Source organism: Paludibacterium paludis, assembly GCF_018802605.1.
Lineage (GTDB): Bacteria > Pseudomonadota > Gammaproteobacteria > Burkholderiales > Chromobacteriaceae > Paludibacterium > Paludibacterium paludis.
Genome location: NZ_CP069161.1, coordinates 1,337,700 through 1,362,897 on the forward strand (window position 1 = coordinate 1,337,700; position 25,198 = coordinate 1,362,897).

Genomic DNA, 25,198 nt, shown 5'->3' on the forward strand with positions numbered 1-25,198 from the left:
AATGCCGGACGGTTTGGAGTTTATAGTTTATTTTTGATGGGGCAAGGAATAACATGAACCGCCCGGTCTTATTACGGTAAACGAGCGGCGGTTAATTAAGTAGTCTTACGCTTGACTTTGTGGTGGGCGTTATATAATTGTTTTAAATTAAAAAGGCCGTTCCAGAAAATATCGGAACGGCCTTTTTAATGTTTGCTGAAACGATTTAGCACGCTACCACGCCACGTCTTGACGCCCGATCCAGCATTTCACCTCGGACTTCGCGTCCTTTCGGCGTCAACTGGACGAGCTGGTGGCGGCGGTCTTTCGGATCCGGATAAAACTCGACCAGCGGGGTGATTTTCGATTCAGCCTTGCGTGTCTTGTCCAGGCCCGCCAGCAGGCTGAACGCGCGCGATACGGCGCCCGATGACACTTCCTTGGCGGCCTGCTTGACGATTTCCGAACGGGGAGCGGCGCCTTCGGGAGGCAACGCAAAGAAAATGGAAATGGCGACCAATGGAACATCGGCGCAGACCAGTTCCTGAAAATCGTTGATGAGACGGCTCGCTGCGGTCAAATAATCACTCGGTGCAATAGGCATATCATTTTCCTGGGCATGTCATTCCCGGGTAGAGAATATTCAGCGCTTGTCGGGAAAACAGCGGAATGTCAGCCGGATAAAAGCTAACCATCCGGTGTGCGGAATGACTAATCTTCTCATATAAAACGAAGTTAATCCAGAGATAGATTGATAATCCCGGCTTATGGCATAAGGAATCGCTTCAATCGAATTAATTGCAGATGGTATTGGCCGGTCGGCTTTTTTGTCGATGAATCTGACTGTCCGACACATTGTGAGCGGGGAATAAAAAAAGATCTCAGGAGTTGCGAATAATGCTGAAGCAAGAAAAAACCGGGACTATGTTTTTAGCATAGTCCCGGTTGCTCGTGTCTGACCGGTTGTTATTCGCTTTCCAGCAACGCCTCCGCCGCAACCGACAGCTTGGCCGCCTCCTGGGCAAGGCTCTCGCTGGCCGTGAGCACGGCCTGGATGCGCTCGACGTTACGGCGCAAAGAGTCGGTGTTCATCTCGCCGCTGGCGATCGCCCGGATGATGGAAGCATTCTCTTGCGTCACGCCTTCCAGGGGGATGCCCAGTTGGTAGCGAAGACGCAACAGTTCCATAACCGGACGCGGTATGCGGCGATCGTTTTCGTAGCGGGAGCCGCCCGACTGGGTGACGCCGATAGCGCTCCAGAACTCCTGCTGGTTCATGTCCAGCTGGAGCCGCAGGCTACGCGGGTCAAATGAAATAGTGTTTTCTGCACTCATGATGTCCTCATTACCTTAAAAGCCTGGTTTCGTGTTTTGTGCCTTCGCCTCGAGGGCGTATTCTTTTGGCATCTTTTTATGTCCTAGCGTAACTTGATAATAATTAGTTTACGGGTATGTTGAACGGTTTAATTGTTAACGCTTATTTCAAACCGAAAGAGGAGGAGTGCGGGGCCGGCGAAAGGACGGGAAAAGGGGCGGGGCAGGTGGACCTGCCCCATGTGTCGGGCGGGAGGAAAACGGGTCAGAACAGGTCGTCGCAACGCTCCGCCAGGAACCGTGCATCGTCGCGGTCATGAGCCCTCTGGCGGACTTTTTGCTGACGGGCTTTCTCGGGACCGCTCAATTGGGGTTTGGCCACGGCATACAGGAAACTCTCGTGCTGATCGCGAGCCTGTTTGCGACGAACGCTGAGAGGGATGCGATAGATCATGCTGATACCTCACTGTCTGATGGACTGCCAAGCACCTGCTCGAGGGAGTGCAGATCCGGGACAGATACGCCACCAGCGTGGTTCGACAAGCTATCGGTCAGGTGTTTGCCTGCGCCGCAACTGTCCTTCGCGCGCCCTCAGCAAGAAGTTGATCGCTTTTGTCGGTTTTGTAAAGAGTAATTTGTTTACAGTAACGCTAAATGTAGTGTTTGATCTTCAGCGTATGCACAATTAGCAGCCGCTGAGGCGGTGGCGGGAAAGATGCCTAAGTGGCCAAACCCGGCAGAGAGTGTTGCAATGCGGCAACGGCCTATCCCATGGTGCCGTGACCACTGTCATGTTGGCTGGAATAGAATGCCTGTGTCGACGTTCGTCAGGAAATATTCTTAATGGAAAAGTGTTATCCCGAGATCTCCCGGCATGGCATCACCATGCGCTGGGGTGACATGGATGCTGTCGGGCACCTGAACAACACCTACTATTTCCGCTACCTGGAGCAGATCCGGCTGGATTGGCTGGAGTCGCTTGGGCATGGCATCGATCCGGACGGCGAAGGCCCGGTGCTGGCCAGCACCTCGTGCACGTTCCGCAAGGAACTCACTTATCCTGCCGAGGTGGAAATCACCATCGAACTGGAAAAGCTCGGCCGCAGCAGCATCAAATTCCGCCACCATTTCTATCGCAAGGGCGATCCTGACACCGTGTACGCCTACGCGGACGTGACCCTGGTGTGGGTCGATTACCGCGCAGGCGTGTCGGTTCCCGTGCCGGCCGATATCCGCGCCGTGCTGGAGGCCGCCGTCGCGCGCCATGGCGGTTGCGGCGCTAGCGGGAAGTGAGCTTGCCGCGGCTCAGGTCGCGCAAAAGAAAGCGGTTGGGGTGAACGGCGCGCATCAGCGAGCTTGGCAGGGGGGCCGTTTCGCCGCACAGGTAGCTGGCGAGAATTTCGCCTGACAACGGCGCGGTCACCAGACCCCGCGAGCCGTGCGCGGTGTTGACGTACAGCCCCGGGCACCAGGGCGCCGGCGTTGCCGGACGCGAGGTGGCGTCGCGCGCGAGTTCGGGCCAGGCCGCCACAAAATCCTCCTGGCGAACCACCGGTCCGATCATGGGCAGATAGTCGGGGCTGGTGCAGCGGAACGCGGCGCGCCCGCCCTCGACCTGCGGCCCGGAACGGGCCTCGCCGAGCGCGGCGTGAAGCGCCGGCGCCATGCCGGCGAGCATGGCGAGGTTGGCGTCGTGTTCGCTGTCGCGCACGTCCGTTCCGTCGTCATTGAAGGTGAAGGTCGCGCCAAGACAATGCGACCCGCCACGTTCCGGCGAGATGTAGCCTTCCGCGCACAGCACGGTGTTCAGGCGCCGCGACCCGGCCGTGGCGCGCGCTTGCGTGATTTGTCCGCGGATGCGTTTGAGCGGCAGGTGGCACGTGCTGTCGAAATCCGCCGTATCGGCCGCCGAGGCCAGCACCACGACGGAGCCGATGGCCAGCGGACCCTCCGGGCCGACGGCGATCCATTCTCCGTCAACGGGATTGCGGTCAAGTTCGATGACGGGTTGCCCGGCGCGTACCGTGATATTCGGGTGATCGGTCATGGCGGCGACCAGCGCCGGCGGGTGCGCCCATCCTCCTTCCGGAAAGAACAGCCCCGGACTGGACAGCGGAATGCCGGCGAGCGCCGACGCTTCTTTTTCCGTCACCGCGCGCACGAAGTCTTCGGGCAATCCCGCCGCGGCAAGCTGCGCCTGCCGCTTCCGCTCCTCTTCGTCAAAGCCCAACTGCAGCACGCCGCTTGACCGCCAGGCCCCGGTATCCGGGCCGAGCAGCGCCGACAGCGTTCTCAAGCTGAAGCCGTAGCCGGACAGGATCAACCGCGTCAGCGGGGTGAAGTGCGCGGACAGCTTGGCATAGAGCACGCCTTGCGGATTGCCCGATCCTTCCGCGGCCAGCGCCGGATGGCGCTCGACGAGCGTGACCTGCCAGCCGCGCGCGGCAAGACTGCGCGCGCTCGCCGCGCCGGCGAGTCCGCCGCCGACGACGATGGCGCTGCGTCCGGCCGGCAAGGGCGGCCGGGCATACCATGGCGCCTCCCATTCCGGTTCGGGCTGTTTTATCAGCACTCCGCGGCACATCTCCCGTTTCTGGCCGTGTCCTGGCACCTTTTCCACGTGAAAGCCCGCCTCGGCCAGACCCCGGCGCACCGCGCCGGCGCAGGTGAAGGTGGCGAAGGTGGCGCCGTCGCGGCCAAGCCTGGCCATCGCCGAGAACAGTTCGGGGTGCCACATGCCGGGGTTTTTCGAGGGGGCGAACCCGTCGAGAAACCAGGCGTCGACCCGGGTATCGATTTCTTGGATCGTGTCGAGGGCATCGCCGATCACCAGCGTGAGCGTCACTCGCCCCTCCGCGAGAACGAGCCGGTGCCAGCCCGGACCCGGCACGCCGTACTGCGCGAGAAGCTTGCCGCTGAAATCCGACAGTTCGGGCCACAACGCGAGCGCGCGCGCCAGATCCTCGCGGGACAGCGGGTGCTTTTCCATGCTGACGATGTCAAGCCGGGCACCCGGCGGCGCGTGCTCTTCGAAACACTGCCAGGCGCACAGCACGTTCAGGCCGGTGCCGAAGCCGGTTTCCGCGATCGTGAACACGCCGTCCGGCGCCAGCGCCGCGAAGCGTTCGGCAAGCCTGTTGTTGTCCAGAAAAACATGGCGGGTTTCGTCCAGCCCGCTCGTCCGGGAAAAATAGACGTCGCCGAAAGTCGTCGAAAAGGGCTGGCCGTCGCGCCAGTCAAGTTCCGCGTTGTGTGTCATAAGCTCGCTTGTGCCGGGTTCCTCTCTTTGGCCGACAGTATCTCATGACAGGCGAACCCTTGCCAAAACCGGGTTTCGCGCCGATTCGCGGGCAGCCGTGTTGATGTCGTCATGTTGTGCTAGCCTTGATATAAACGGGGGCATCAACGTCCGCCCGACCTCTTCCGCCCGAACGAGATCGCCATGAGAATAGGAACCCGCCTGGTCGTCGCCCAGGTTCTGCTGATGTCGGCCGCCGTGGCCGCTTTCGTGATTCCCCTCTATGCCCTGACGCAACGCATGATGCTGGAACGCTCCCGCAACGTGCAGGCCCAGCTGGTCGTGCAGTCAATGAACATGATCGACGGGTTCTTTGATGCGTTGAAACTCTCCACCCGGCAATTCGAACGGGTGTTCGTGTCCAGCCTCGAGGGCAGTTTCAGCGTCAATCCCGCGGTCCGCATCGACGTTGGCGGCGTGTCGTCGCCGGAAATGCGGCTTGGCAATGCCGTGGTCAACAACCATAACGATCAAGTGGACCGGTTCGCCGCCCTGACCGGCAACGTGGCGACGATTTTCGTGAGGGACGGCGACGAGTTCATCCGCGTCTCCACCTCGCTGATCCAGCAAAACGGCCAGCGGGCCATCGGCACGAAACTGGACAAGGGCGGAACCGCCTATGCCCGCCTGATCAAGGGCGAAAGCTATCTTGGGCACGCCAACCTGTTCGGCAACGAATACGTCACCGCCTACTCCCCCATCACCGATCGCAACAACACCGTGATCGGCGCGACCTTCGTCGGCGTCGGCGCGACGGACGGCATCGCCAGCATCCTGACACGCATGTCGAAAGTGAAGCTGGAAGAGGGCGGACACATCACCATCGTCGACATCGGACGCCCCGGATCGGAGGGTACCTACATCCTGCATCCCAAACTCGCCAACCGGACGGTCGGCAAGGATCTGGACGCGCAGGGCCAGCCGTTCATGAAGGATCTGATTCGCCAGGGGAGCGGGCAGGTCACTGTCGCCCTGCCGGGCGACAACGGGCCGGAGCGTCATCAGCTGTCGTTCGCCACCTACAAGCCCTGGGGGTGGATGGTCGTCAGCGACGAGGTCGAAGCCCAGTTGCAGCGCGACAGCCGGGCCATTCTCGAATGGCAGGTGCTCGGTTGCGTGCTGTTGCTCCTGGTGCTGGCCGTGATGCTGTGGTTTCTGGCCGGGTGGCTCGTGGCTGCGCCGGTGCGGCGCCTGGTGCGCGCGGTGGCCGGCATTCGCGACGACTGTGATCTGACGCGCCGTCTCGAAGTCCGGCGCCGCGACGAGATCGGCGAGATCAGCGGGGTGCTCAACAGCCTTCTTGAGAGTTTTCAGCAGGCGCTCAACCGCACCGGTTCGCACGCCGTCGAACTTGATACCTCGGCGCGGGAGCTGGCCCTCAAATCGATGAACGCCGCGCAATGCGCGGGCGAGCAGATTCTCGGCGCGCGCCGCATGGCCGAGCAGGCCGACGAGCTGCTCGACGGGGTGCGCCGGATCGCCATGGTCGCCGGCGAGGCGAGTCAGGTGGCCGATGCCTCGAGTCTCGCCGCGCGGGAAGGAAGCGACAGCCTCGTCGCCGCGGTGGACGAAGTCAACCGCATCGCGTCGACGCTCGGTTCGGCGGCCGACAGCCTGTCCACGCTGGAAGCCAGCGCGCGCCAGATCAGCGATATCGTCCAGGTGATTCGCGAGATCGCCGACCAGACCAATCTTCTGGCGCTCAACGCGGCGATCGAAGCGGCGCGCGCGGGGGAGCAGGGGCGCGGTTTCGCGGTCGTCGCCGACGAGGTGCGCAAACTGGCCGAACGCACCAGCCAGTCGACCAAGGAGATCGGCGATATGATCGATCGCATGCAGGCCGCGACCCAGCGGGCGGTGGCGGCGATGCGCGAATCGGTGGTGCAGGCGGGCGAGGGCGCGGCGATCACCAGCGGCGCGCGGCAGGCGATCGCGTCGATCGTCAGCGATGCCGGGCGTGTGCTGGGCGTGGTCAATGCCATCAACGAGCAGCTCGGGCAGCAACGGGGGATTGTCGACGGCATCGCCAGGCAGATCGATACCATGCGCGGCCTGACCGATACCACCAACGAGGCGGCCGAACTGGCGGCGCTGACCGCCAACCACATGGCCGGTCTTGCCGATACCCTGCGCGCAGAGGTCGGGGCGTTTCGCACTTGAAAAGATGAATGGCCCTCCCAAGATTGAGGATATCGTCACTGTTCTCAAGGAAACGGCCATGCGTTTTGACAAGCTGACCACCAAATTCCAGGAAGCCCTGGGGGATGCCCAGAGCCTTGCCGTCGCCAACGACAACCCGGCGATCGAAGCCGTGCATCTGTTGTCCGCCATGCTGGAGGACGAGGATGCCGGCGTGATCGGCCTGCTCAATCAGGCCGGCGTCAACGCCCTGGCCCTGCGCCAGGCCTCGCGCGCCGCGATCGAGCGCCTGCCCAGGGTGCAAGGCGCCACGGCCGACGTCACCGTCTCGCGCGAGCTGGCCGCGATGCTCAACCAGTGCGACAAGCAGGCCATGAAGCGCGGCGACGCCTATATCGCCAGCGAGCTTTTCCTGCTGGTTCTCTCCGCCGACAAGGGCGAGGCCGGGCGCCTTTTTCGCGAGCACGGCGGCACCGAAGCGGCCGTATCGCGCGCCATCGAGGCGGTGCGCGGCGGCCAGAGCGTCGGTTCGCAGGATGCGGAAAACCAGCGCGAGTCCCTGAAAAAATACACCCTGGACCTGACCGAGCGCGCGCGCTCGGGCAAACTCGATCCGGTGATCGGCCGCGACGACGAGATCCGCCGCGCCATCCAGGTGCTGCAGCGCCGCACCAAGAACAACCCCGTGCTGATCGGCGAACCGGGCGTGGGCAAGACCGCCATCGTCGAAGGGCTCGCCCAGCGCATCGTCAACGGCGAGGTGCCCGACAGCCTCAGGAACAAACGCCTTCTGGTGCTCGATCTCGCCGCGCTGCTGGCCGGCGCGAAATACCGCGGTGAATTCGAGGAACGCCTCAAGGCGGTGCTCACCGACCTCGCCCGCGACGAAGGCAACACGATCATTTTCATCGACGAACTGCATACGCTGGTGGGCGCCGGCAAGGCCGAAGGCGCCATGGACGCGGGCAATATGCTCAAGCCGGCCCTGGCGCGCGGCGAGCTGCACTGCATCGGCGCGACCACGCTTGACGAGTACCGCAAGTACATCGAGAAGGATGCGGCCCTCGAGCGCCGCTTCCAGAAGGTGCTGGTGGGCGAGCCCACGGTGGAGGACACCATCGCGATCCTGCGCGGTCTGCAGGAAAAGTACGAGATCCACCACGGCGTGGACATCACCGACCCGGCCATCGTCGCCGCCGCCGAGCTGTCCCAGCGTTACATCACCGACCGCTTTTTGCCGGACAAGGCCATCGACCTGATCGACGAGGCGGCCAGCCGCATCAAGATGGAGCTTGATTCCAAGCCCGAGGAAATGGATCGCCTGGACCGCCGGCTCATCCAGCTGAAGATCGAGCGCGAGGCGGTGCGCAAGGAAACGGACGAGGCTTCGGCCCGCCGGCTCGGACTCATCGAGGAGGAGATCGGACGCCTGACCCTCGAATACTCCGATCTCGAGGAAATCTGGAAATCCGAGAAGGCCGCGGCGCAAGGCAGCCAGAGCATCAAGGAGGAGATCGACCGGCTCAAGGTGGAAATGGAGGATCTCAAGCGCAAGGGCGACTGGCAGCGTCTGGCCGAGCTGCAGTACGGCAAGCTGCCGCAGCTGGAGGCGCGCCTCAAGCAGGCCGAGGCCGCGGGTTCCGACGAGAAAAAGCCCAACCGGTTGTTGCGCACCGAAGTGGGCGCCGAAGAAATCGCCGAAGTGGTGAGCCGAATGACCGGCATTCCGATTTCGCGCATGCTCGAGGGCGAGCGCGAGAAGCTGATGCGCATGGAGGAGGCGCTGCACGGTCGCGTGGTCGGCCAGGACGAGGCGGTCGGCGCGGTGTCCGACGCCATTCGCCGCTCCCGGTCCGGCCTTTCCGATCCGAACCGGCCATATGGCAGCTTCCTGTTCCTTGGCCCCACCGGCGTGGGCAAGACCGAACTGTGCAAGGCGCTGGCGGGATTCATGTTCGACACCGAGGATCACCTGATCCGCATCGACATGTCCGAATACATGGAGAAGCACTCGGTCGCCCGGCTGATCGGCGCGCCGCCCGGATACGTGGGGTACGAGGAGGGGGGCTACCTGACCGAGCAGGTGCGCCGCAAGCCTTATAGCGTGATCCTGCTCGACGAAGTCGAGAAAGCGCATCCGGACGTGTTCAACATTCTGTTGCAGGTGCTGGACGACGGGCGCCTGACCGATGGTCAGGGACGCACCGTGGACTTCCGCAACACCGTGGTGGTGATGACCTCCAACATCGGCAGCATGCAGATTCAGAGCATGGCGAGCGACGATTACCAGGTCGTCAAGCTGGCGGTGATGGCCGAAGTGAAAACCCATTTCCGGCCGGAGTTCATCAACCGCATCGACGAAGTGGTGGTGTTCCACGGCCTTGACGAGAAGAACATCGCGTCCATCGCCCGCATCCAGCTGCGTTCTCTCGAGGCGCGTCTGGCGCGCATGGACCTGGAGCTCGACGTGGGCGACGCGGCGCTGGAGCTGATTTGCGAGGCGGGCTTCGATCCGGTGTACGGCGCGCGGCCGCTCAAGCGGGCGATCCAGAACGAGATCGAGAATCCGCTGGCCAAGGCCTTGCTGTCGGGCCGCTACCCGCCCAAGTCGACGGTGAGGGTCGGCGCGCGCGACGGCCGGCTGGTGTTCGAGTAAGAAAAAAGGCCGGCCCCCGAGAGAGGGCCGGCCTGTGTGTCAGCGTGACCGTTCAGCGCGCCATGCCGGGCAGGCCGGTTTGTGGCGTCTGGGCGGTTTTTTGCAGGGCGAGCCGGGCACGCAGGTTGATCACCAGTGGATTGCGCGCGTTGGCGCGCAAGGTGACCGGGAACGGATGCGGGTCGGGGTTGTCCACCGCGTCCTGGTAGACGATGACCGCCACGGTCGCTTCTTCGGGCTCGCGGATGTCGAGCAGCGCGGTCTCTTCGTCGCTCAGCTCGATCTCGTAGGACAGGCCGAGTTGCGCGGGTTCCGTGATGGTGAACAGCACGTCCGGGTTGTCCAGCGATTGCATCCAGTAAACGTGGGGAGCGTCCTTGCCGGCCTCGTGGAACAGCGTGAAGCGGGTGCAGTTTTCCAGGGCGGGCAACCCCCGCGGGAAAACGATGACCGAGGTTTCGTCGATATCGACGGCGCCGAGCCGGCGGGTGTGGAATTCCATTTATTGTTCTCCAGAAGGTGCCCCTGACCCTTCATTATGCCTCATCCGCATGGCGCCGTGGCAAGCGGGTCGTGTGTCACCAGCTCCAGACCGCGCCCAGCGCGGCGGCGGCCTGATCGGTCGAGCCCGAGACGGCGAGGCCGGCATGCATCATGAATCGATCGTTCGGCACATGGAAGTAGCCGAGCGCCAATCCCTGCCGATCACGATACTGACCGACCCCGAGCGCGACCTGATGCTGTTTTGCCGAGCCCGGGTGGGGTTTGAGCGCGGCCATCGCCACCGTCAGCGCGATGCCTTTGCGGGCCCGGCTGTCCACGTCGGCGATGCGCTGTTCGAGCCGGCTCCGGACTGCGCCCAGCTGGGCGACATTCACGGCATCGCCCGGAGCCCGTCCCGCCGCGACCCGGACAAGACGCCGATTACCGAAAGCGGCCGTATCGGGGCTGTCGGCCACCGAACCCGTGCCGATGGCGACACTGCCCGGCGCGGAGGCCACCGGAAGAGGCGCATCCTCTCCTCCGGGCGCGAGAGCCATGTGACGCATGGTGTTGTCACGCAGGGATTGCTGTGCGCTTTCCGCGGTATCGAGCCGGTTGTTCAGTTCGAGAAAACGCTTTCCGGATGCCTCGGTGTGGGCGCGCAGATCGTGCCGGGTCTGGGCGACCGTGCTGGAGCACAGCGGTGTGGGGCAGCCCTGCCACTTCTGGATTTTTATGATGGCATCGACCTGCGACTCCAGAACACCGATGCGCTGTTCCTGGGGGCTGGAGGACCCGGATGCGGAAAGCGGGATCGGCGACAGGCAGAGGGTCAGCAGCGCGAACTGAATGCGCGCGCGTTTCGACAGAAACAGCATGGACATCTCCTTGTTGGGACAACAGCGTGTACTATTTCATCGTCGCAGCGCGGCCGGCAGACGGCGGAGTCGGCAGATCGGGTAAGAAGATCAAAGTGGATCGGCAAGAATGTCGGGACGACCTTGTCGGTTTCGCGCGGTGCCATTCTGGATAAAGCTCCGATGCAGCGGGACGCCGGGAGCACCGGCAGTACAGGAAAGCGCGCGGGTCCGCCGCTGGCCGCTGATGACCTGTGGGTTCAAATGGCAGAAAAAACAGCGGCTTAGCGAAGCGGCGGCGGCCGTCTGCACGCTTGACGCGCGCTGACGCCGCGAGCATAATCGCGCACTCACTAATTGCGAGTGTCCGGCCCCGCCGACCGGCGGGGCCTTGCCTTTTGTCTCCCGGAGAGTGTTTTTCATGGATTCTCAGGCGTTTTTGCGCGAGCTCGAATCGCTGTCGCTGCCTGCTTCCTCCTTCGATCATACGGCCCACCTGTTCGCCGCCTGGTCGTACCGCTGCCGCTATCCCGCCCGGGAAGCCGCCGCGCGCTGCGCGCGCACCCTGTCGCGTTTCGCCATGGCCAACGGCGATGCCGCGAAGTATCACCACACCCTGACCCTGTCGATCCTGACGCTCCTTTACGACCGCATGGCACAGGATGCCGCCCTGTCTCGGGACTGGAGCGCTTTTCTCTCCGCCTGCGACGACATTCGCCGCGATGCCCGCAACGTGGTGCTCGAACACTATTCGGCGGATCGGCTGAACGACGACACCGCACGCAAATCCTTCGTGGAGCCCGACCGCAAACCGCTGCCCGCGCTCTGCCCGCTGCACTGATTACGGAAACCCACCCCATGAAAGCCCCGGAACTTCTCCTGCCCGCCGGCAACCTCGACAAGATGCGCGCCGCCTACGACTTCGGCGCCGATGCCGTCTACGCCGGCCAGCCCCGCTATTCGCTCAGGGCCCGCAACAACGAATTCAAGCTCGAAGAACTGAAAACCGGCATCGAAGAGGCGCATGCGCGCGGCAAGCTGTTTTTCGTGGCATCCAACATCCTGCCGCACAACGCCAAGATCAAGACCTATCTTGCCGACATGGAACCGGTCATCGCCATGAACCCCGACGCCCTGATCATGGCCGATCCCGGTTTGATCATGATGGTGCGCGAGAAATGGCCGCACGTGCCGGTTCACCTGTCGGTGCAGGCCAATACCGTCAACCACATGGGGGTGAAGTTCTGGCGCAAACTGGGCCTGACCCGCGTCATCCTGTCGCGCGAGCTGTCGCTTGACGAGATCGCCGAAATCCGCCAGGAATGCCCCGACATCGAACTGGAAGTCTTCGTGCACGGCGCTTTGTGCATCGCCTACTCGGGGCGTTGCCTGCTGTCGGGTTACTTCAATCACCGCGACCCCAACCAGGGCACCTGCACCAATTCCTGCCGCTGGGACTACAAGGTGCATGACACGCGCGGCGACGATGCCGGCGATGTGGAGGTCATTCGCTTCGACTTCGGCAAGGCGCTGGAAGAGGCGAATCAGAGCTTCGCCGCCTGTGGCGGCGCCGAGCGCCATCCGCTGGCCGACAAGACCTACCTGATCGAGGAGTCGAGCCGTCCGGGCGAACTGATGCCGATCATCGAGGACGAGCACGGCACCTACATCATGAACTCCAAGGATCTGCGCGCCGTCGAGCATGTGGCGCGGCTCGCGCAGATCGGCGTCGACTCCCTGAAAATCGAAGGCCGCACCAAATCGCTGTACTACGTGGCGCGCACCGCCCAGGTGTACCGCCGCGCGATCGACGACGCGGTCGCCGGCCGCCCGTTCGATCCGTCCTTGCTGGCCGAGCTGGAAGGCCTCGCCAACCGCGGCTATACCGACGGTTTCCTCGAGCGCCATCACACCCAGGACTACCAGAACTATATGTCCGGCCATTCGCAGGCGCATCGCAGCCAGTATGTCGGCGAGGTGCTGGAGGTCGACGGCGAAGGCTGGGCGCTGATCGACGTGAAAAACCGCTTCGCGGTGGGAGACCGCCTGGAGATCATTCATCCGTCGGGCAACCGCACGGTGCCGCTGACGACCATGCTGCGCGACGGCGAACCGGTCGAGGTGGCGCCCGGCAATGGCGTCAAGGTGCGCATTCCCGGCATGACCGGCATGGACAAGGCGCTGATCGCCCGGCTGTTCTGACGCTCGCGGGCGGGCACGGCAAGGAGGCTTCGGCCTCCTTTTGCTTTGGCGAGGCGCATTGCCCGTCTTTGCCGCAACGCTTACAATCGAACCCATTCCCGATTCGTCCGGCGCCATGTTGCGGCATGCCGGACCCGCAAAATAACAAGGCATCCACAATGACCCTACTGCAACTGATCAACGAGCGGATGGAAGCCGCGCTGGCCGCGGCCGGCGCGCCCGGCGCTCCGGCCGTCGTACAGCCGGCGAGCAAGCCGGAGTTCGGCGACTACCAGGCCAACGGCGTGATGGGCGCCGCCAAGGCATTGCGCACCAACCCGCGCGAGCTGGCCGCGAAAGTGGTCGCGCACCTCGACCTTGACGGTATCGCCGAGCGCGTGGAAATCGCCGGTCCCGGCTTCATCAATATCCACATCCATCCGGACTGGCTGGCCCGTCGCTGCCTGACCGCCCTTGGCGACGCGCGCCTGGGCGTGACACCGCCCGCACGCCGCAAGGTGATGGTGGAATACTCGTCGGTCAACCTGGCCAAGGAAATGCATGTCGGCCATCTGCGCTCGACGATCATCGGCGACGTGCTGGCCCGGGTAATGGACTTCCTGGAGCAGGACGTGACCCGCGCCAACCACGTGGGCGACTGGGGCACCCAGTTCGGCATGCTGACCGCCTACCTGATGGAGGCGCGCAAGACCGGCGGCGATGCGCTGGAGCTGAACGACCTCGAAGAGTTTTACCGCAAGGCCAAGGTGCGCTTCGACGAAAGCCCCGGATTCGCCGATCTGGCCCGCGATTACGTGGTGCGCCTGCAGGGCGGGGACGCCGACGTGCTGGCGCTGTGGCGGCAGTTCGTCGAAGTGTCGCTCGAGCATTGCCAGCAGGTGTACGACACGCTGGGCGTCAGCCTGCGACGCGAGCATGTGAAGGGCGAGTCGTCCTATAACGACGACCTGCCGGTCGTTGTCGCCGACCTGGACACGCTTGGCCTGCTCAAGGAGGACGAGGGCGCGCGCGTGGTGTTCCTGGAGGAGTTCCGTACCCAGGAAGACAAGCCGATGGGCGTGATCATCCAGAAGAAGGATGGCGGCTACCTGTACACCACCACCGACCTTGGCGCGATCCGCTACCGTCACCGCGTGCTGGGGCTCGACCGCGTGCTGTATGTCGTGGACGCGCGCCAGAGCCAGCATTTCCAGCAACTGTTCCTGATCGCGAAGAAAGCCGGATTCGCCCCGGAAAGCATGGAGCTCGAGCATATTCCGTTCGGCACCATGCTCGGCGACGACGGCCGTCCGTTCAAGACCCGTTCCGGCGGTACGGTCAAACTGATCGAGCTGTTGGCCGAGGCGGTTGAGCGTGCTTACGCGCTCGTCGCGGAAAAGAATCCCGACCTGCCCGAGGAAGACAAGCGCCGCGTCGCCCGCGCGGTCGGCATCGGCGCGGTCAAGTACGCGGACCTGTCGAAGAACCGCACGAGCGATTACATTTTCAGTTGGGACAGCATGCTCTCCTTCGAGGGCAATACCGCGCCTTACCTGCAGTACGCCTACACCCGCGTGCAAAGCGTGTTCCGCAAGGCCGAGGACTACCGCGCCGACGCGCCGATCGTGATCGGCGAGCCGGCCGAGAAGCAGCTGGCGATGGCGCTCGCCCAGTTCGAGGATGTGGTGCTGTTCGTCGGCGAGAGCTGCCAGCCGCATCACCTGTGCCAGTACCTCTATCACATCGCGACCCTGTTCTCGCGGTTCTACGAGGCCTGCCCGATCCTCAAGAGCGAGGGCGACGTGCGCGCGAGCCGCCTGCAGCTTGCCGCGCTGACCGCGAAAACCCTGTCGACCGGTCTTGGCCTCCTGGGCATCGAGGTGCTCGACGCGATGTAAGTTAGCAAAGCTTCGTAACGTGAAAGCCTCCCGTAGGGTGGCGCGCGTTTCGGCCTGTTGACAGCGCCCCCTGATTTCTTGAGTCAGGGGGCGCTGTGTTAGGTGGCATGGTTTTCCTATCCGCTCCGGTCAGGTGCGCCGACCCGGTGCGCGACATAGCGCCGAGGCGGGCCGCTTCACGTTGATGCGTAGTGACCGGACTCTCCCATCCTCGACCTTCCGGCGCCGCCGCCGCACGTAATCACCGGTCAGGTTGATGTGCGTTGAGTCCAACGGCGACAGGTACTGCAGTCGCTTGTCGCCTGACCGATTCAAACCTGATCACTGCGATTATTCCCAAATCAGACGAGGGCGGAACCCGAACACACCGGCGCCTGAGTTGCGCGCGCCAGCGAGGCCGGGTCGGGCGACATCCTGGCCCGGGGCATTTCCGTCGCACCGTGGCCACAGTGGTGCCGACGCTGGCAAGATCACCTCCAGACTGGAGGAGTCCATGGCATCGGCAACCAGGGTTTTGACCGCGCACGTGCCGCTTCCGCTGGCCGACAAGGTGGATCAGATGGCTTCACGGCTTGAACGTTCGCGCGGCTGGATCATGAAGCGGGCGCTTTGCGCCTGGATTGCCCAAGAATGAGGAGCGCGACCGACTGGCCCAGGAAGCGCTGGTATGAATGCCTGGCCCCGGTGAACAAGCCCGCCGCCGCGCGGGCGGTGCGGGCGCTGACCAGGGCATCGACCATTTTGCTGACTAACCCGCGCATCGGCGAGCAACTTTTCCAGTTTGGTCGGGGAGTACGAGATTCGCTACGAGATTCAGGATTCGACCATCTACGTGCTGCGGTTGTGGCATACCCGAGAGAACCGCTGAGATGGCTTTGCCGCCAACACGGCTGTGACTTCATGCCCAAGCGGTGCCTCTCTCCGGTTTGAATGGCCGGACGGGACGCCGAGGATTTGCCGGGCGGCCTCCCCATCGCTGATCATTCATGGCGTGGACGACTACGACAGTCGAGTTCCGCTGCACATCAGAACGACGGAATGCGCAGACCCTTGGACATGGAGCCGACCATCCCGGCATCGGCGTCGAGGAGATGTCGCCCGTCCTTTCCAAGGCGCTACGGCAGGCGGAGGCATCCCCCGCCAGTCTTCATGGCACGGTGGGCAACGAGTGTCACCGCGTTGTGAACGTTCGCCCTGCCGGCAAGAAAACCCTCAGTTCCAGCGACAATCCGGGATTAAAGCAAGCTCATTGGTCAAGCCGGGGATCTCTGGTCAACCGATCCGCAAAAAAACACCCCAAAGGTTGAACGGGTGTCCAACGTTCGGGGTGTTCCGCAGAAGGGCAGGGTCAGTCGCGCTCAATGGCCAGGGCGACTCCCATGCCGCCGCCGATGCACAGCGTGGCCAAGCCCTTCTTGGCGTCGCGGCGCTGCATTTCGTGCAGGAGCGATACCAGGATGCGGCAGCCGGACGCGCCGATCGGGTGGCCCAGCGCGATGGCGCCGCCGTTGACGTTGACCTTTTCCGGGTTCCACTTCAGTTCGCGTCCGACGCCGAGCGCCTGGGCGGCGAAGGCCTCGTTGGCCTCGATCAGATCGATCTCGTCGAGCGACCAGCCGGCGCGTTCCAGCGCGCGGCGCGTCGCCGGCACCGGACCCATGCCCATCAGCGACGGCTCGACGCCGGCCGAGGCGTAGGCCTTGACGCGCGCCAGGGGCTTGAGCCCCAGTTCGCGCGCCTTGTCGGCGCTCATCATGATCACCGCGGCGGCGCCGTCGTTGATGCCCGAGGCGTTGCCGGCGGTCACGGTGCCTTCTTTCTTGAAGGCCGCGCGCAGCTTGCCCAGCGCCTCGGCGGTGCAGCCTTGCCGGATGAATTCATCGCGCTGGAAGACGAGCGGGTCGCCCTTGCGCTGCGGAATGCTCACCGGAATGATCTCTTCGTCGAAACGGCCGGCGGCCTGGGCCGCTTCGGCGCGGTTCTGCGATACCGTGGAAAACGCATCCTGCTCTTCGCGGCCGATGCCGTATTTCTCGGCGATGTTTTCCGCGGTGATGCCCATGTGGTACTGGTTGTAAACGTCGGTCAGCCCGTCATAGACCATGCTGTCCACCAGCGTCGCCGGCCCCATGCGGAAGCCGTCGCGCGAACCGGGGAGAATATGGGGGGCGCGGCTCATGTTTTCCTGACCGCCGGCGATGACGATCTCGGCGTCGCCGCAGGCGATGGCCTGGGCGGCGAGGTGAGTGACCTTCAGACCCGAGCCGCAGACCTGGTTGATGGTCAGAGCCGGCACATGGACCGGGATACCGGCCTTGATCAGCGCCTGGCGGGCCGGGTTCTGACCCGAGCCGGCGGTCAGCACCTGGCCCATGATCACTTCGGAAACCTGCTCCGGCGCGATGGCGGTCTTGTCCAGCAGGGCGCGGATGACCGTGGCGCCCAGTTCCGGAGCGGGGATGCCGGCCAGGGCGCCCCCGAAATTACCGATGGCGGTACGGCCAGCGGCAACGATGACGACTTCTCTCATAATCGGTTTCTCCTGTGTAGTCCGTCCAGTTTACTGGAGATTGGCCAGCGCGCTGGGCATGGCCTTGGCCAGCACGTAGCTGCCGGGGGCCGGGCACAGCGCCGGGAATGCCTTGTTGCCGGCGCTCTTGGGAGCCGCGACCTTGTCGCCGGAGCGCGGCGCGAGCCAGGCGTCCCAGTCTTTCCACCACGAGCCCGGATGGCTTTCCGCATTCTCCAGCCATTCGTTCGGATCGTCCGGCAAGGTTTCGTTGACCCAGTAATTGCGCTTGTCCTTGGTGACCGGGTTGATCGAGCCGGCGATATGGCCCGACGCGCCCAGCACGAAGCGGCGCGATGGCGCGCCGGTCAGGTACTTCAGACCGGAATAGGCCGAGGACCACAGCACGATGTGATCTTCCCGCGCCGCGAAAATGTAGACCGGAATATCGATCCGGCTCATGTCCATCGGTACGCCGCACAGCGAGATTTCACCAGGGCGGGTCAGGACGTTGTTCAGGTAGAAACTGCGCAGGAAGAACGTATGCATCGGCAGGGGGAGGTCGACGGCGTCGTTGTTCCAGAACAGCAGGTCGAACGGCGCCGGCGTCTTGCCCAGCAGGTAATTGTTCACCACGTAGTTCCACACCAGATCGTTGGCGCGCAAGGAGGCGAACGAGCGTCCGATCTCCTTGCCGCTGACGATGCCGCCCGCCGCCATCTTGGCTTCGCGCGCGGCCAGCAGCGCCTCGTCGATGTACACCTTGATTTCGCCCGGATCGCTGTGGTCGATCAGCGAGGTCATGAAGGTGACCGAGTCGAACCAGTTCTGCCCGCGGCCCTTCATGGCGACGACCGAGGTGGCGAGGATCAGCCCGCCGATGCAGAACCCCAGCGCATTGATGGTGTCTTCGCGGCTGATCTTGCGCACCGTCTCGGCCGCCGCGACCACGCCTTGTTCGATGTAGTTTTCCCAGCCGTAATGCTTGATTTCGGGCACCGCCGACCGCCAGCTGACCAGGAAAACCTGATAACCCTGGGCCACGAAATGGCGCACCATCGAGTTGTCCGGCTGCAGGTCCATCAGGTAGTACTTGTTGACGCAGGGAGGCACGATCAGCAGCGGTTTTTTGTAGACCTGCGGCGTGGTCGGGGTGTACTGGATCAGTTCGATCAGTTCGTTGCGGAAAACCACGTGGCCGGGCGTCGCGGCGATATTCTCGCCGATCGTGAAGCGCGACTCGTCCGACATCGAGATGTGGCCCTTCTTGATGTCGTCGAGCATGTTCTTCATGCCCTCGACCAGGCTTTCGCCCTTGGTTTCGATGGCGTGCTTGATCACGTCCGGGTTGGTGAGCATGAAATTGCTCGGCGCCATCGCGTCGATGTACTGGCGGGTGATGAACGACAGGCGTTCCTTGCTCTCGCCTTCGAGCTGGGCCTGATCGACCAGTTCCATCATCCAGCGGGAGGTGAGCAGGTAGCTTTGCTTGAGGAAGCTGTAGAACGGGTGGTCGCTCCACTCGGGCGACGCGAAGCGGCGGTCGGTCGCCCTGTTCTGTGGTTCCGCCGGCTCCGCTCCTTGCGCGGGGTTGCCGAGGAACTGCATCCACAGGTTCATCTGCTGCTGATAAAGCGAGCTTTGCAGCGCGATGAACTGGTTGGCGCTGCCCAGCATCTGGGTCCAGGCGTCAGACACCGGATTGGCCGGCGACTCGGGGCCGCCGAAGGCGTTGACGAACTGCTGCATCCATTTCTGATTCGTTTCGGTCAGCTGGGTGAAGAACTTTTCCAGCGAAACGGTGCTGTCCAGACTCAAAATCTTCTCCTTGCTCAATGCGCGACAAAAGGCGATGGTCGAACGGATAGATAGGCGTGGTATTCCGCGTGGGAATGGCAACGGTTCCTCGCCGAGACTCTACCAGCAATTTATGACAATTACAGCGGCTGAACATTCAGTTCCGGGTAAAAAAACCGGGTGGGGCGCAGGGTTGTTGCGCATTGCACAACGCCGGTCGCGCCATGACGCCAACGCCGGGTTGTGAGACAATGCGCGAAGAGAGAACCGAGGATAGTTCGCATGAAAAATGTCAAACTGGACGGGCGCGAGACGCGGGTCTCGACTATTTTCTGCATCGGCCGCAACTACGCGGCGCATGCCGCCGAACTGGGCAACGCGATCGAAGAAGAGCCGCTGGTGTTTCTCAAGCCGCTCTCTTCGCTGTTGCCCGAAGGCGAACCCATCGTCCTGCCGTCCTGGTCTCAGGATATCCATCACGAATGCGAACTCGTATTGTTGATCGGCAAAGGCGGGCGGAACATCCCCGAGCGCGATGCCCTGGCGCATGTGGCGGGCTTCGGCATCGGGCTGGATCTGACCGCGCGCGACGTGCAGACCGAACTCAAGAAAAAAGGCCATCCCTGGACCCGGGCCAAGGGGTTTCCCGGCGCGGCCTGCGTGTCGGCGTTCGTCTCGCCGTCCAACGGCCGGTTGCCTGAGGTTTTCCGGTTTTCGCTGGCGGTCAACGGCGAAGTCCGGCAGCGCGGCGACACGTCGCTGATGCTGTTCCCGATCGCCCGGCTTGTTTCCCACCTGTCGAGCCTGTATGGCCTGCAGGAAGGGGATCTGGTCTACACCGGCACGCCCGAAGGCGTCGGCCCCCTGCAGGGCGGCGACAGGCTGTCGCTGACCCTGGACGGCCATCCTGGCGCGCAGTGGAGTGTTGCCTGATGGAGCGCGGCCTCGACGACGGACGCGTGCGCCTCGACAAATGGCTGTGGGCCGCGCGGTTTTTCAAAACGCGCCAGCTCGCCCATGAGGCCATCGAGCTTGGGCGCGTGCTGGTCGGCGGCGAGCGGGTGAAGGCGTCGCGCGTCGTGCGCGAGGGGGACGAGCTGATCGTCCGTCAGCCTCCCGTGGAATACCGGGTCACGGTTCTCGCTCTCGCGACCCAGCGCCGTCCGGCCGCCGAAGCGCGGCTGATGTACCGCGAAAGCGAAGAGTCGGCCGCGCAGCGCGAACAGACCCTGGCGCTGGCGCGCGCCGAGCGGGCCAGCTTCCCTCACGGGGACGGGCGTCCGACCAAGAAAGCACGCCGGGATATCATCCGTTTCAAATCATCGTACTGACGTTGCCCCGCAACTCCGAGGTTCCATGCCGTCCCTGCGCCCCTTCGCCCTGTATTACTTCTGCTACTTCGCCTACTCAGGCCTCTTCGGCCCGTTCTGGTCGCTGTACCTGCAGTCGCTGAATTTTTCCGCGTGGGAAATTTCGGTGCTGGTCGCGCTGTCCACGCTCGCGCGGATCGCCGCGCCCGGTTTTTGGGGATGGCTTGCCGACCGCCAGGGACGCCGGCGCGCCATCATCATCGCCACCTCGGTGCTGGCCGGCGTGGCGTTCGCGGCGCTGTGCGTTGGACCCAAGGCGTTCGCCTGGGTGTTCGGCTGCCTGGCGTTCGCGCATTTCTTCTGGGCCGCTTCGCTGCCGCTGGTGGAGGCCAGCACCGCGCACCTGACCCGCGCCAATCCCGGACGTTACAGCCGCGTGCGGGTATGGGGGTCGATCGGATACATGATTCTGGCCATCGGCAGCGGCTATGTGCTCGATGCCCTGACCATCGACAGCATGCCGTGGCTGACCCTGGGTCTGCTCGTGCTGGTGGCGCTGGTGTCGTTCCGCGTGCCCGATGTGCAAACCGCGCCCAGGAGCGTCGCGCGCGAGCCGCTGCGTTCGACCCTGATGCAACCAAGGGTGATCGCGCTTTTCACCTGCTGTTTTCTGATGGCGTTCGCCTTCGGCCCCTATTACACCTTCTACTCGATCGCGCTCAAGGAAGCCGGGTACGACAAGAGCCTGATCGGCTGGTTCTGGGCGATCGGCGTGGTGTGCGAGATCCTGGTGTTCTGGTTCATGCCGCGCATCATGAAGCGTTTCTCCCTCGAAACGCTGATGCTCGCCTCGCTGGTCGCCGGCGTGGCGCGCTTCGCGATGATCGCGTTGGGCACCGGGCTGCCGGCGTCCGACGTGCTGTCGCAGTCGCTGCATGCCCTGACCTTCGCGATCCATCACGCCGCGGCGGTGGGGCTGATCCATCGCTACTTCGACGAGCGGCACCAGGCGCAGGGCCAGGGGCTGTACATCGTCGCCTCGTTCGGCGTGGGCGGCAGCGCGGGCGGGCTTCTGGCCGGCGCCCTGTGGCCGCAGGGCGGGGTGGCGCTGTGCTTCGGACTGTCGGCCATCGCCTGCCTGCTCGGCGTGCTGGTCTCGCTCAAGGCGCTGCCGCCTCCGCGGAGCGCCGCGCCGGCGGCATGAGCGTCGACGGGTGCGCGAATGCAACGCCTGTCGGCCCGACAGCAAAAACCGTCTCGGCGCCCGGGTGCGACGTTTTTTCGACAGGCTGTCCGATATTTCGGACTCCCTGTCCGATTTCCTGTTTCTGATGTCAAACGCTTACTTTTGTTAACCTTTTTTCTCCTCCCGCACTGCATCAAACCCGCTTGAAAGGCGCGCCAACGCTATGCAAGAATGGATCGGAACTGATCCGACCCCCAGGCAAAGCGATATGGCGCGAGAAACCCTTTACGACAAACTCTGGTCCAGCCACGTGGTCCAGAGTCTCCCCGACGGTACGGCCCTGTTGTACATCGACCGACATCTTGTCCACGAAGTCACCAGCCCCCAGGCCTTCGAAGGCCTGAAACTGGCCGGCCGGCTACCCTGGCGCCCGGATTCGGTGGTGGCCACCGCGGATCACAACACGCCGACCCGCGACTGGGACCGCGGCATCGAGGATCCGGTGTCGCGTCAGCAGGTCGAAACGCTCGACGCCAACATCCGCGAATTCGGCGCGCGCGCGTATTTTCCGTTCCGCGACGCGTCGCAGGGCATCGTGCATGTGATCGGCCCCGAACACGGCGCGACGCTGCCGGGCATGACCGTGGTGTGCGGCGACAGCCATACCTCGACCCATGGCGCCTTCGGCGCCCTGGCCCACGGCATCGGCACCTCCGAGGTCGAGCATGTGCTGGCCACGCAATGCCTGGTCGCCAAGAAATCCCGGTCGATGCGCATCCTGGTGGACGGCGCGCTGCCGAACGGCGTGACGGCCAAGGATCTGGCGCTCGCCATCATCGGCCGTCTTGGCACCGCGGGCGGTACCGGCTATGCCATCGAATTCGCCGGACCGGCCATCCGCGCATTGTCCATGGAAGGGCGCATGACCCTGTGCAACATGGCCATCGAGGCCGGCGCGCGTTCGGGACTCGTGGCGGTCGACGACACGACGATCGAGTACGTGCGCGGGCGGCCGCTCGCGCCTTCCGGCGAGAACTGGGACAAGGCGGTGGCCTGGTGGCGCACGCTGGTGTCCGACGAGGACGCGGTGTTCGACGCCGAGGTGCGTATCGACGCGGCGCAGCTCGCGCCCCAGGTCACCTGGGGAACTTCGCCGGAAATGGTGGTCGCCATCTCCGGCCACGTGCCCGATCCCGCGCGGGAGCCCGACGCGGTGCGGCGCGCCGGCATGGAGCGCGCGCTCGCCTACATGGGCCTTGCCGCCAACACGCCGATCGACCGGATCGCGGTGGACAAGGTGTTCATCGGATCCTGTACCAATTCGCGCATCGAGGATCTGCGCGAGGCGGCCGCCGTGGTCCGGGGGCGGCGCAAGGCCGATTCGGTGCGATTGGCGATGGTGGTGCCCGGCTCCGGACGGGTCAAGGCCGAAGCCGAGAGGGAAGGGTTGCACGAAGTGTTTCTGGCGGCGGGATTCGAGTGGCGCGAACCGGGCTGTTCGATGTGTCTGGCGATGAACGCCGACCGGCTCGAGCCGGGCGAGCGCTGCGCCTCCACGTCCAACCGCAATTTCGAAGGCCGGCAGGGGCAGGGCGGGCGTACCCATCTGGTCAGCCCGGCCATGGCGGCCGCGGCGGCGATCGCCGGCCATTTTGTCGATGTGCGCGGCCTGTGAGGGCGCGCCGGTAAGCGTAAGAGAAGAGCGATGATGACATTCCGACTCCTTGTCCTGTCTGTGTGCGTGTTGGTCCTGGCCGGGTGCAATACCGTGGCCGGGGTCGGCAAGGATATCAAGAAGGCCGGCCAGGCCATTGAAAAGGCGGCGAACTAGCATGAAGGCATTCACTCGGGTGGACGGGCTGGTGTGCCCGCTCGATCGCGCCAATGTCGATACCGACGCGATCATTCCCAAGCAGTTCCTCAAATCGATCAAGCGCACCGGCTTCGGTCCCAATCTTTTCGATGAATGGCGCTATCTGGATCATGGCGAGCCGGGCATGGACAACGGCGCGCGGCCGCTCAATCCGGATTTCGTGCTCAATCATCCCCGTTACCGGGGCGCCGAGATCCTGCTGTGCCGGGAAAACTTCGGCTGCGGCTCGAGCCGCGAGCATGCCCCCTGGGCGCTCGAGGATTACGGGTTTCGCGCGGTGATCGCGCCGTCGTTCGCCGACATTTTTTTCGGGAACTGCTACAAGAACGGCCTGCTGCCGATCGTGCTGCCCGAAGACGCGGTATCCCGGCTGTTCCAAGCCTGTTTCGCCGAGGAAGGCTTCCGGCTGACCGTCGACCTTGCCGCGCAGCGCGTGATCGTGCCTGGCGGGGAGACGCTGGCTTTCGAGATCACCGAGCACCGCAAGCATTGCCTGCTTAACGGGCTTGATGAAATCGGGCTGACGCTCGAACACGCGGACGCGATCCGCGCCTTTGAAAACCGCTTGCGCCAGGATCGACCCTGGCTGTTCGCCTGACCGGAGACTCCCATGAAAATCGCCGTGTTGCCGGGTGACGGCATCGGTCCCGAAATCATCCGCCAGGCGGTGCGCGTGCTGGATGCGCTGCGCGCCGACGGCCTGCCGCTGACCCTGGAAGAGGGCGTGCTCGGCGGCGCCGCCTGCGACCGCCATGGCGAGCCGTATCCCGACGCGACGGCGCGCCTCGTGCGCGCGGCCGACGCCGTGCTGCTCGGCGCCGTGGGCGGACCGCAGTACGATACGCTGGAGCGTGCGCTGCGGCCGGAGCGCGGTCTGCTGGCGATCCGCAAGGATCTTGGCCTGTTCGCGAACCTGCGTCCGGCCGTGCTGTACCCGCAGCTCGCCAACGCCTCGACGCTGAAACCCGAAGTGGTGTCAGGACTTGACATCATGATCGTGCGCGAACTGACCGGCGACATCTATTTCGGTCAACCGCGCGGCATCGGCGTCAACGCCGCCGGCGAGCGCGAGGCGTTCAATACCATGCGCTACAGCGAGAGCGAGGTGCGCCGTATCGCCCACGTGGCGTTCGGCATCGCCATGAAGCGCAACCGCCGGCTGTGCTCGGTGGACAAGGCCAATGTGCTGGAGACCACCGAATTCTGGAAAGAAGTCGTCACCGACGTGGCGCGCGACTATCCCGAGGTGGAACTGAGCCACATGTACGTCGACAACGCCGCGATGCAGCTGGTGCGCAATCCGCGCCAGTTCGACGTGATGGTGACGGGCAATATCTTCGGCGACATCCTGTCGGACGAGGCGTCGATGCTCACCGGATCGATCGGCATGCTGCCCTCGGCGTCCCTCGATGCGAACAACAAGGGGCTTTACGAGCCCTCGCACGGTTCGGCACCGGACATCGCCGGCCGCGATCTGGCCAACCCGCTGGCGACCATCCTGTCGGCGGCGATGATGCTGCGCTACACCTTCCACCGCGAAGAGGAGGCGAGGCGCGTGGAGGATGCCGTCAAGACGGTACTCGCTTCGGGGTTGCGCACCGCCGACATCTGGGAAGCCGGATGCGAAAAAATCTCCTGCTCGGGCATGGGCGACGCGGTGGTCGCGGCGCTGGCGCGCGGCTAGGCGGCACGAAAAGAACACACAGGACACAGAGTGA

22 protein-coding genes are annotated in these 25,198 nt (G+C 64.0%); 14 read left to right on the forward strand and 8 right to left on the reverse strand.

Annotated features, from left to right (window positions below):
• Window positions 1-205: 205 nt before the first annotated feature.
• The 3 genes from JNO50_RS06155 to JNO50_RS06165 form a co-directional block, all read right to left on the reverse strand.
• On the reverse strand, window positions 206-583 hold the full coding sequence (locus JNO50_RS06155) for a helix-turn-helix domain-containing protein (RefSeq protein ID WP_189531233.1): 378 nt from the start codon (window positions 581-583) through the stop codon (window positions 206-208).
• 362 nt (window positions 584-945) lie between these two features.
• Window positions 946-1,314 (reverse strand): helix-turn-helix domain-containing protein, encoded by a 369-nt coding sequence (locus tag JNO50_RS06160; protein WP_189531231.1) that lies wholly within the window; start codon window positions 1,312-1,314, stop codon window positions 946-948.
• A gap of 244 nt (window positions 1,315-1,558) precedes the next feature.
• Complete coding sequence (locus JNO50_RS06165) at window positions 1,559-1,747, reverse strand: hypothetical protein (RefSeq protein ID WP_189531229.1); 189 nt, start codon at window positions 1,745-1,747, stop codon at window positions 1,559-1,561.
• Between the two features lie 389 nt (window positions 1,748-2,136).
• On the opposite strand from JNO50_RS06165, the gene JNO50_RS06170 reads away from it, so the two are divergent.
• On the forward strand, window positions 2,137-2,586 hold the full coding sequence (locus tag JNO50_RS06170) for an acyl-CoA thioesterase (RefSeq protein WP_189531227.1): 450 nt from the start codon (window positions 2,137-2,139) through the stop codon (window positions 2,584-2,586).
• Here the strand turns inward: JNO50_RS06170 and mnmC are convergent.
• Window positions 2,573-4,552, reverse strand: coding sequence for a bifunctional tRNA (5-methylaminomethyl-2-thiouridine)(34)-methyltransferase MnmC2/FAD-dependent 5-carboxymethylaminomethyl-2-thiouridine(34) oxidoreductase MnmC1 (gene mnmC, locus JNO50_RS06175; RefSeq protein ID WP_189531225.1), 1,980 nt, complete (start codon window positions 4,550-4,552; stop codon window positions 2,573-2,575). The genes JNO50_RS06170 and mnmC overlap by 14 nt on opposite strands.
• Before the next feature lie 183 nt (window positions 4,553-4,735).
• Here mnmC and JNO50_RS06180 point away from each other — a divergent pair, with 183 nt between their 5' ends.
• Together JNO50_RS06180 and clpB are read left to right on the forward strand one after the other, a co-directional pair.
• Window positions 4,736-6,751, forward strand: a complete 2,016-nt coding sequence (locus JNO50_RS06180) for a methyl-accepting chemotaxis protein (RefSeq protein WP_189531223.1) — start codon at window positions 4,736-4,738, stop codon at window positions 6,749-6,751.
• 58 nt (window positions 6,752-6,809) lie between these two features.
• The gene (gene clpB / locus JNO50_RS06185; RefSeq protein ID WP_189531221.1) at window positions 6,810-9,386 is read left to right on the forward strand and encodes an ATP-dependent chaperone ClpB; all 2,577 of its coding nucleotides are present in this window, start codon (window positions 6,810-6,812) and stop codon (window positions 9,384-9,386) included.
• A gap of 52 nt (window positions 9,387-9,438) precedes the next feature.
• Here clpB and fliW read toward each other — a convergent pair whose 3' ends face one another.
• Together fliW and JNO50_RS06195 are read right to left on the reverse strand one after the other, a co-directional pair.
• Complete coding sequence (fliW, locus tag JNO50_RS06190) at window positions 9,439-9,888, reverse strand: flagellar assembly protein FliW (RefSeq protein WP_189531219.1); 450 nt, start codon at window positions 9,886-9,888, stop codon at window positions 9,439-9,441.
• Window positions 9,889-9,964: 76 nt separating this feature from the next.
• Window positions 9,965-10,747, reverse strand: a complete 783-nt coding sequence (locus JNO50_RS06195) for a YadA family autotransporter adhesin (protein WP_189531217.1) — start codon at window positions 10,745-10,747, stop codon at window positions 9,965-9,967.
• Between the two features lie 400 nt (window positions 10,748-11,147).
• Here JNO50_RS06195 and JNO50_RS06200 point away from each other — a divergent pair, with 400 nt between their 5' ends.
• The 4 genes from JNO50_RS06200 (at window position 11,148) to JNO50_RS06215 (ending at window position 15,439) form a co-directional block, all read left to right on the forward strand.
• Entirely contained in the window at window positions 11,148-11,567 is a 420-nt protein-coding gene (locus JNO50_RS06200) for a hypothetical protein (RefSeq protein ID WP_189531215.1), read from the forward strand.
• Window positions 11,568-11,584: 17 nt separating this feature from the next.
• On the forward strand, window positions 11,585-12,928 hold the full coding sequence (trhP, locus tag JNO50_RS06205; protein ID WP_189531213.1) for a prephenate-dependent tRNA uridine(34) hydroxylase TrhP: 1,344 nt from the start codon (window positions 11,585-11,587) through the stop codon (window positions 12,926-12,928).
• Window positions 12,929-13,086: 158 nt separating this feature from the next.
• Window positions 13,087-14,805: an arginine--tRNA ligase gene (gene argS, locus JNO50_RS06210; RefSeq protein ID WP_189531211.1), complete on the forward strand. Its 1,719-nt coding sequence runs from the start codon at window positions 13,087-13,089 to the stop codon at window positions 14,803-14,805.
• A 493-nt stretch (window positions 14,806-15,298) separates the two neighbouring features.
• Window positions 15,299-15,439 (forward strand): ribbon-helix-helix domain-containing protein, encoded by a 141-nt coding sequence (locus JNO50_RS06215; RefSeq protein WP_229804478.1) that lies wholly within the window; start codon window positions 15,299-15,301, stop codon window positions 15,437-15,439.
• A gap of 714 nt (window positions 15,440-16,153) precedes the next feature.
• Here the strand turns inward: JNO50_RS06215 and JNO50_RS06220 are convergent.
• Together JNO50_RS06220 and JNO50_RS06225 are read right to left on the reverse strand one after the other, a co-directional pair.
• Complete coding sequence (locus JNO50_RS06220) at window positions 16,154-17,335, reverse strand: acetyl-CoA C-acetyltransferase (RefSeq protein WP_189531209.1); 1,182 nt, start codon at window positions 17,333-17,335, stop codon at window positions 16,154-16,156.
• A 30-nt stretch (window positions 17,336-17,365) separates the two neighbouring features.
• On the reverse strand, window positions 17,366-19,063 hold the full coding sequence (locus JNO50_RS06225) for a PHA/PHB synthase family protein (protein WP_189531339.1): 1,698 nt from the start codon (window positions 19,061-19,063) through the stop codon (window positions 17,366-17,368).
• Between the two features lie 330 nt (window positions 19,064-19,393).
• Here JNO50_RS06225 and JNO50_RS06230 point away from each other — a divergent pair, with 330 nt between their 5' ends.
• The 7 genes from JNO50_RS06230 (at window position 19,394) to leuB (ending at window position 25,164) form a co-directional block, all read left to right on the forward strand.
• Complete coding sequence (locus JNO50_RS06230) at window positions 19,394-20,044, forward strand: fumarylacetoacetate hydrolase family protein (RefSeq protein WP_189531207.1); 651 nt, start codon at window positions 19,394-19,396, stop codon at window positions 20,042-20,044.
• Window positions 20,044-20,442 carry an RNA-binding S4 domain-containing protein gene (locus JNO50_RS06235; protein ID WP_189531205.1) on the forward strand — a complete coding sequence of 133 codons (399 nt, stop codon included), beginning with the start codon at window positions 20,044-20,046 and terminating at the stop codon, window positions 20,440-20,442. The genes JNO50_RS06230 and JNO50_RS06235 overlap by 1 nt, the downstream gene beginning before the upstream one ends.
• 25 nt (window positions 20,443-20,467) lie before the next feature.
• The gene (locus tag JNO50_RS06240) at window positions 20,468-21,625 is read left to right on the forward strand and encodes an MFS transporter (RefSeq protein WP_189531203.1); all 1,158 of its coding nucleotides are present in this window, start codon (window positions 20,468-20,470) and stop codon (window positions 21,623-21,625) included.
• Window positions 21,626-21,875: 250 nt separating this feature from the next.
• The gene (leuC, locus tag JNO50_RS06245; RefSeq protein ID WP_189531201.1) at window positions 21,876-23,282 is read left to right on the forward strand and encodes a 3-isopropylmalate dehydratase large subunit; all 1,407 of its coding nucleotides are present in this window, start codon (window positions 21,876-21,878) and stop codon (window positions 23,280-23,282) included.
• Window positions 23,283-23,312: 30 nt separating this feature from the next.
• The gene (locus JNO50_RS06250; RefSeq protein WP_342357283.1) at window positions 23,313-23,438 is read left to right on the forward strand and encodes an entericidin A/B family lipoprotein; all 126 of its coding nucleotides are present in this window, start codon (window positions 23,313-23,315) and stop codon (window positions 23,436-23,438) included.
• A 1-nt stretch (window position 23,439) separates the two neighbouring features.
• Entirely contained in the window at window positions 23,440-24,078 is a 639-nt protein-coding gene (leuD, locus tag JNO50_RS06255; RefSeq protein ID WP_189531198.1) for a 3-isopropylmalate dehydratase small subunit, read from the forward strand.
• A 12-nt stretch (window positions 24,079-24,090) separates the two neighbouring features.
• Entirely contained in the window at window positions 24,091-25,164 is a 1,074-nt protein-coding gene (gene leuB / locus JNO50_RS06260) for a 3-isopropylmalate dehydrogenase (RefSeq protein ID WP_189531196.1), read from the forward strand.
• Window positions 25,165-25,198: the final 34 nt, after the last annotated feature.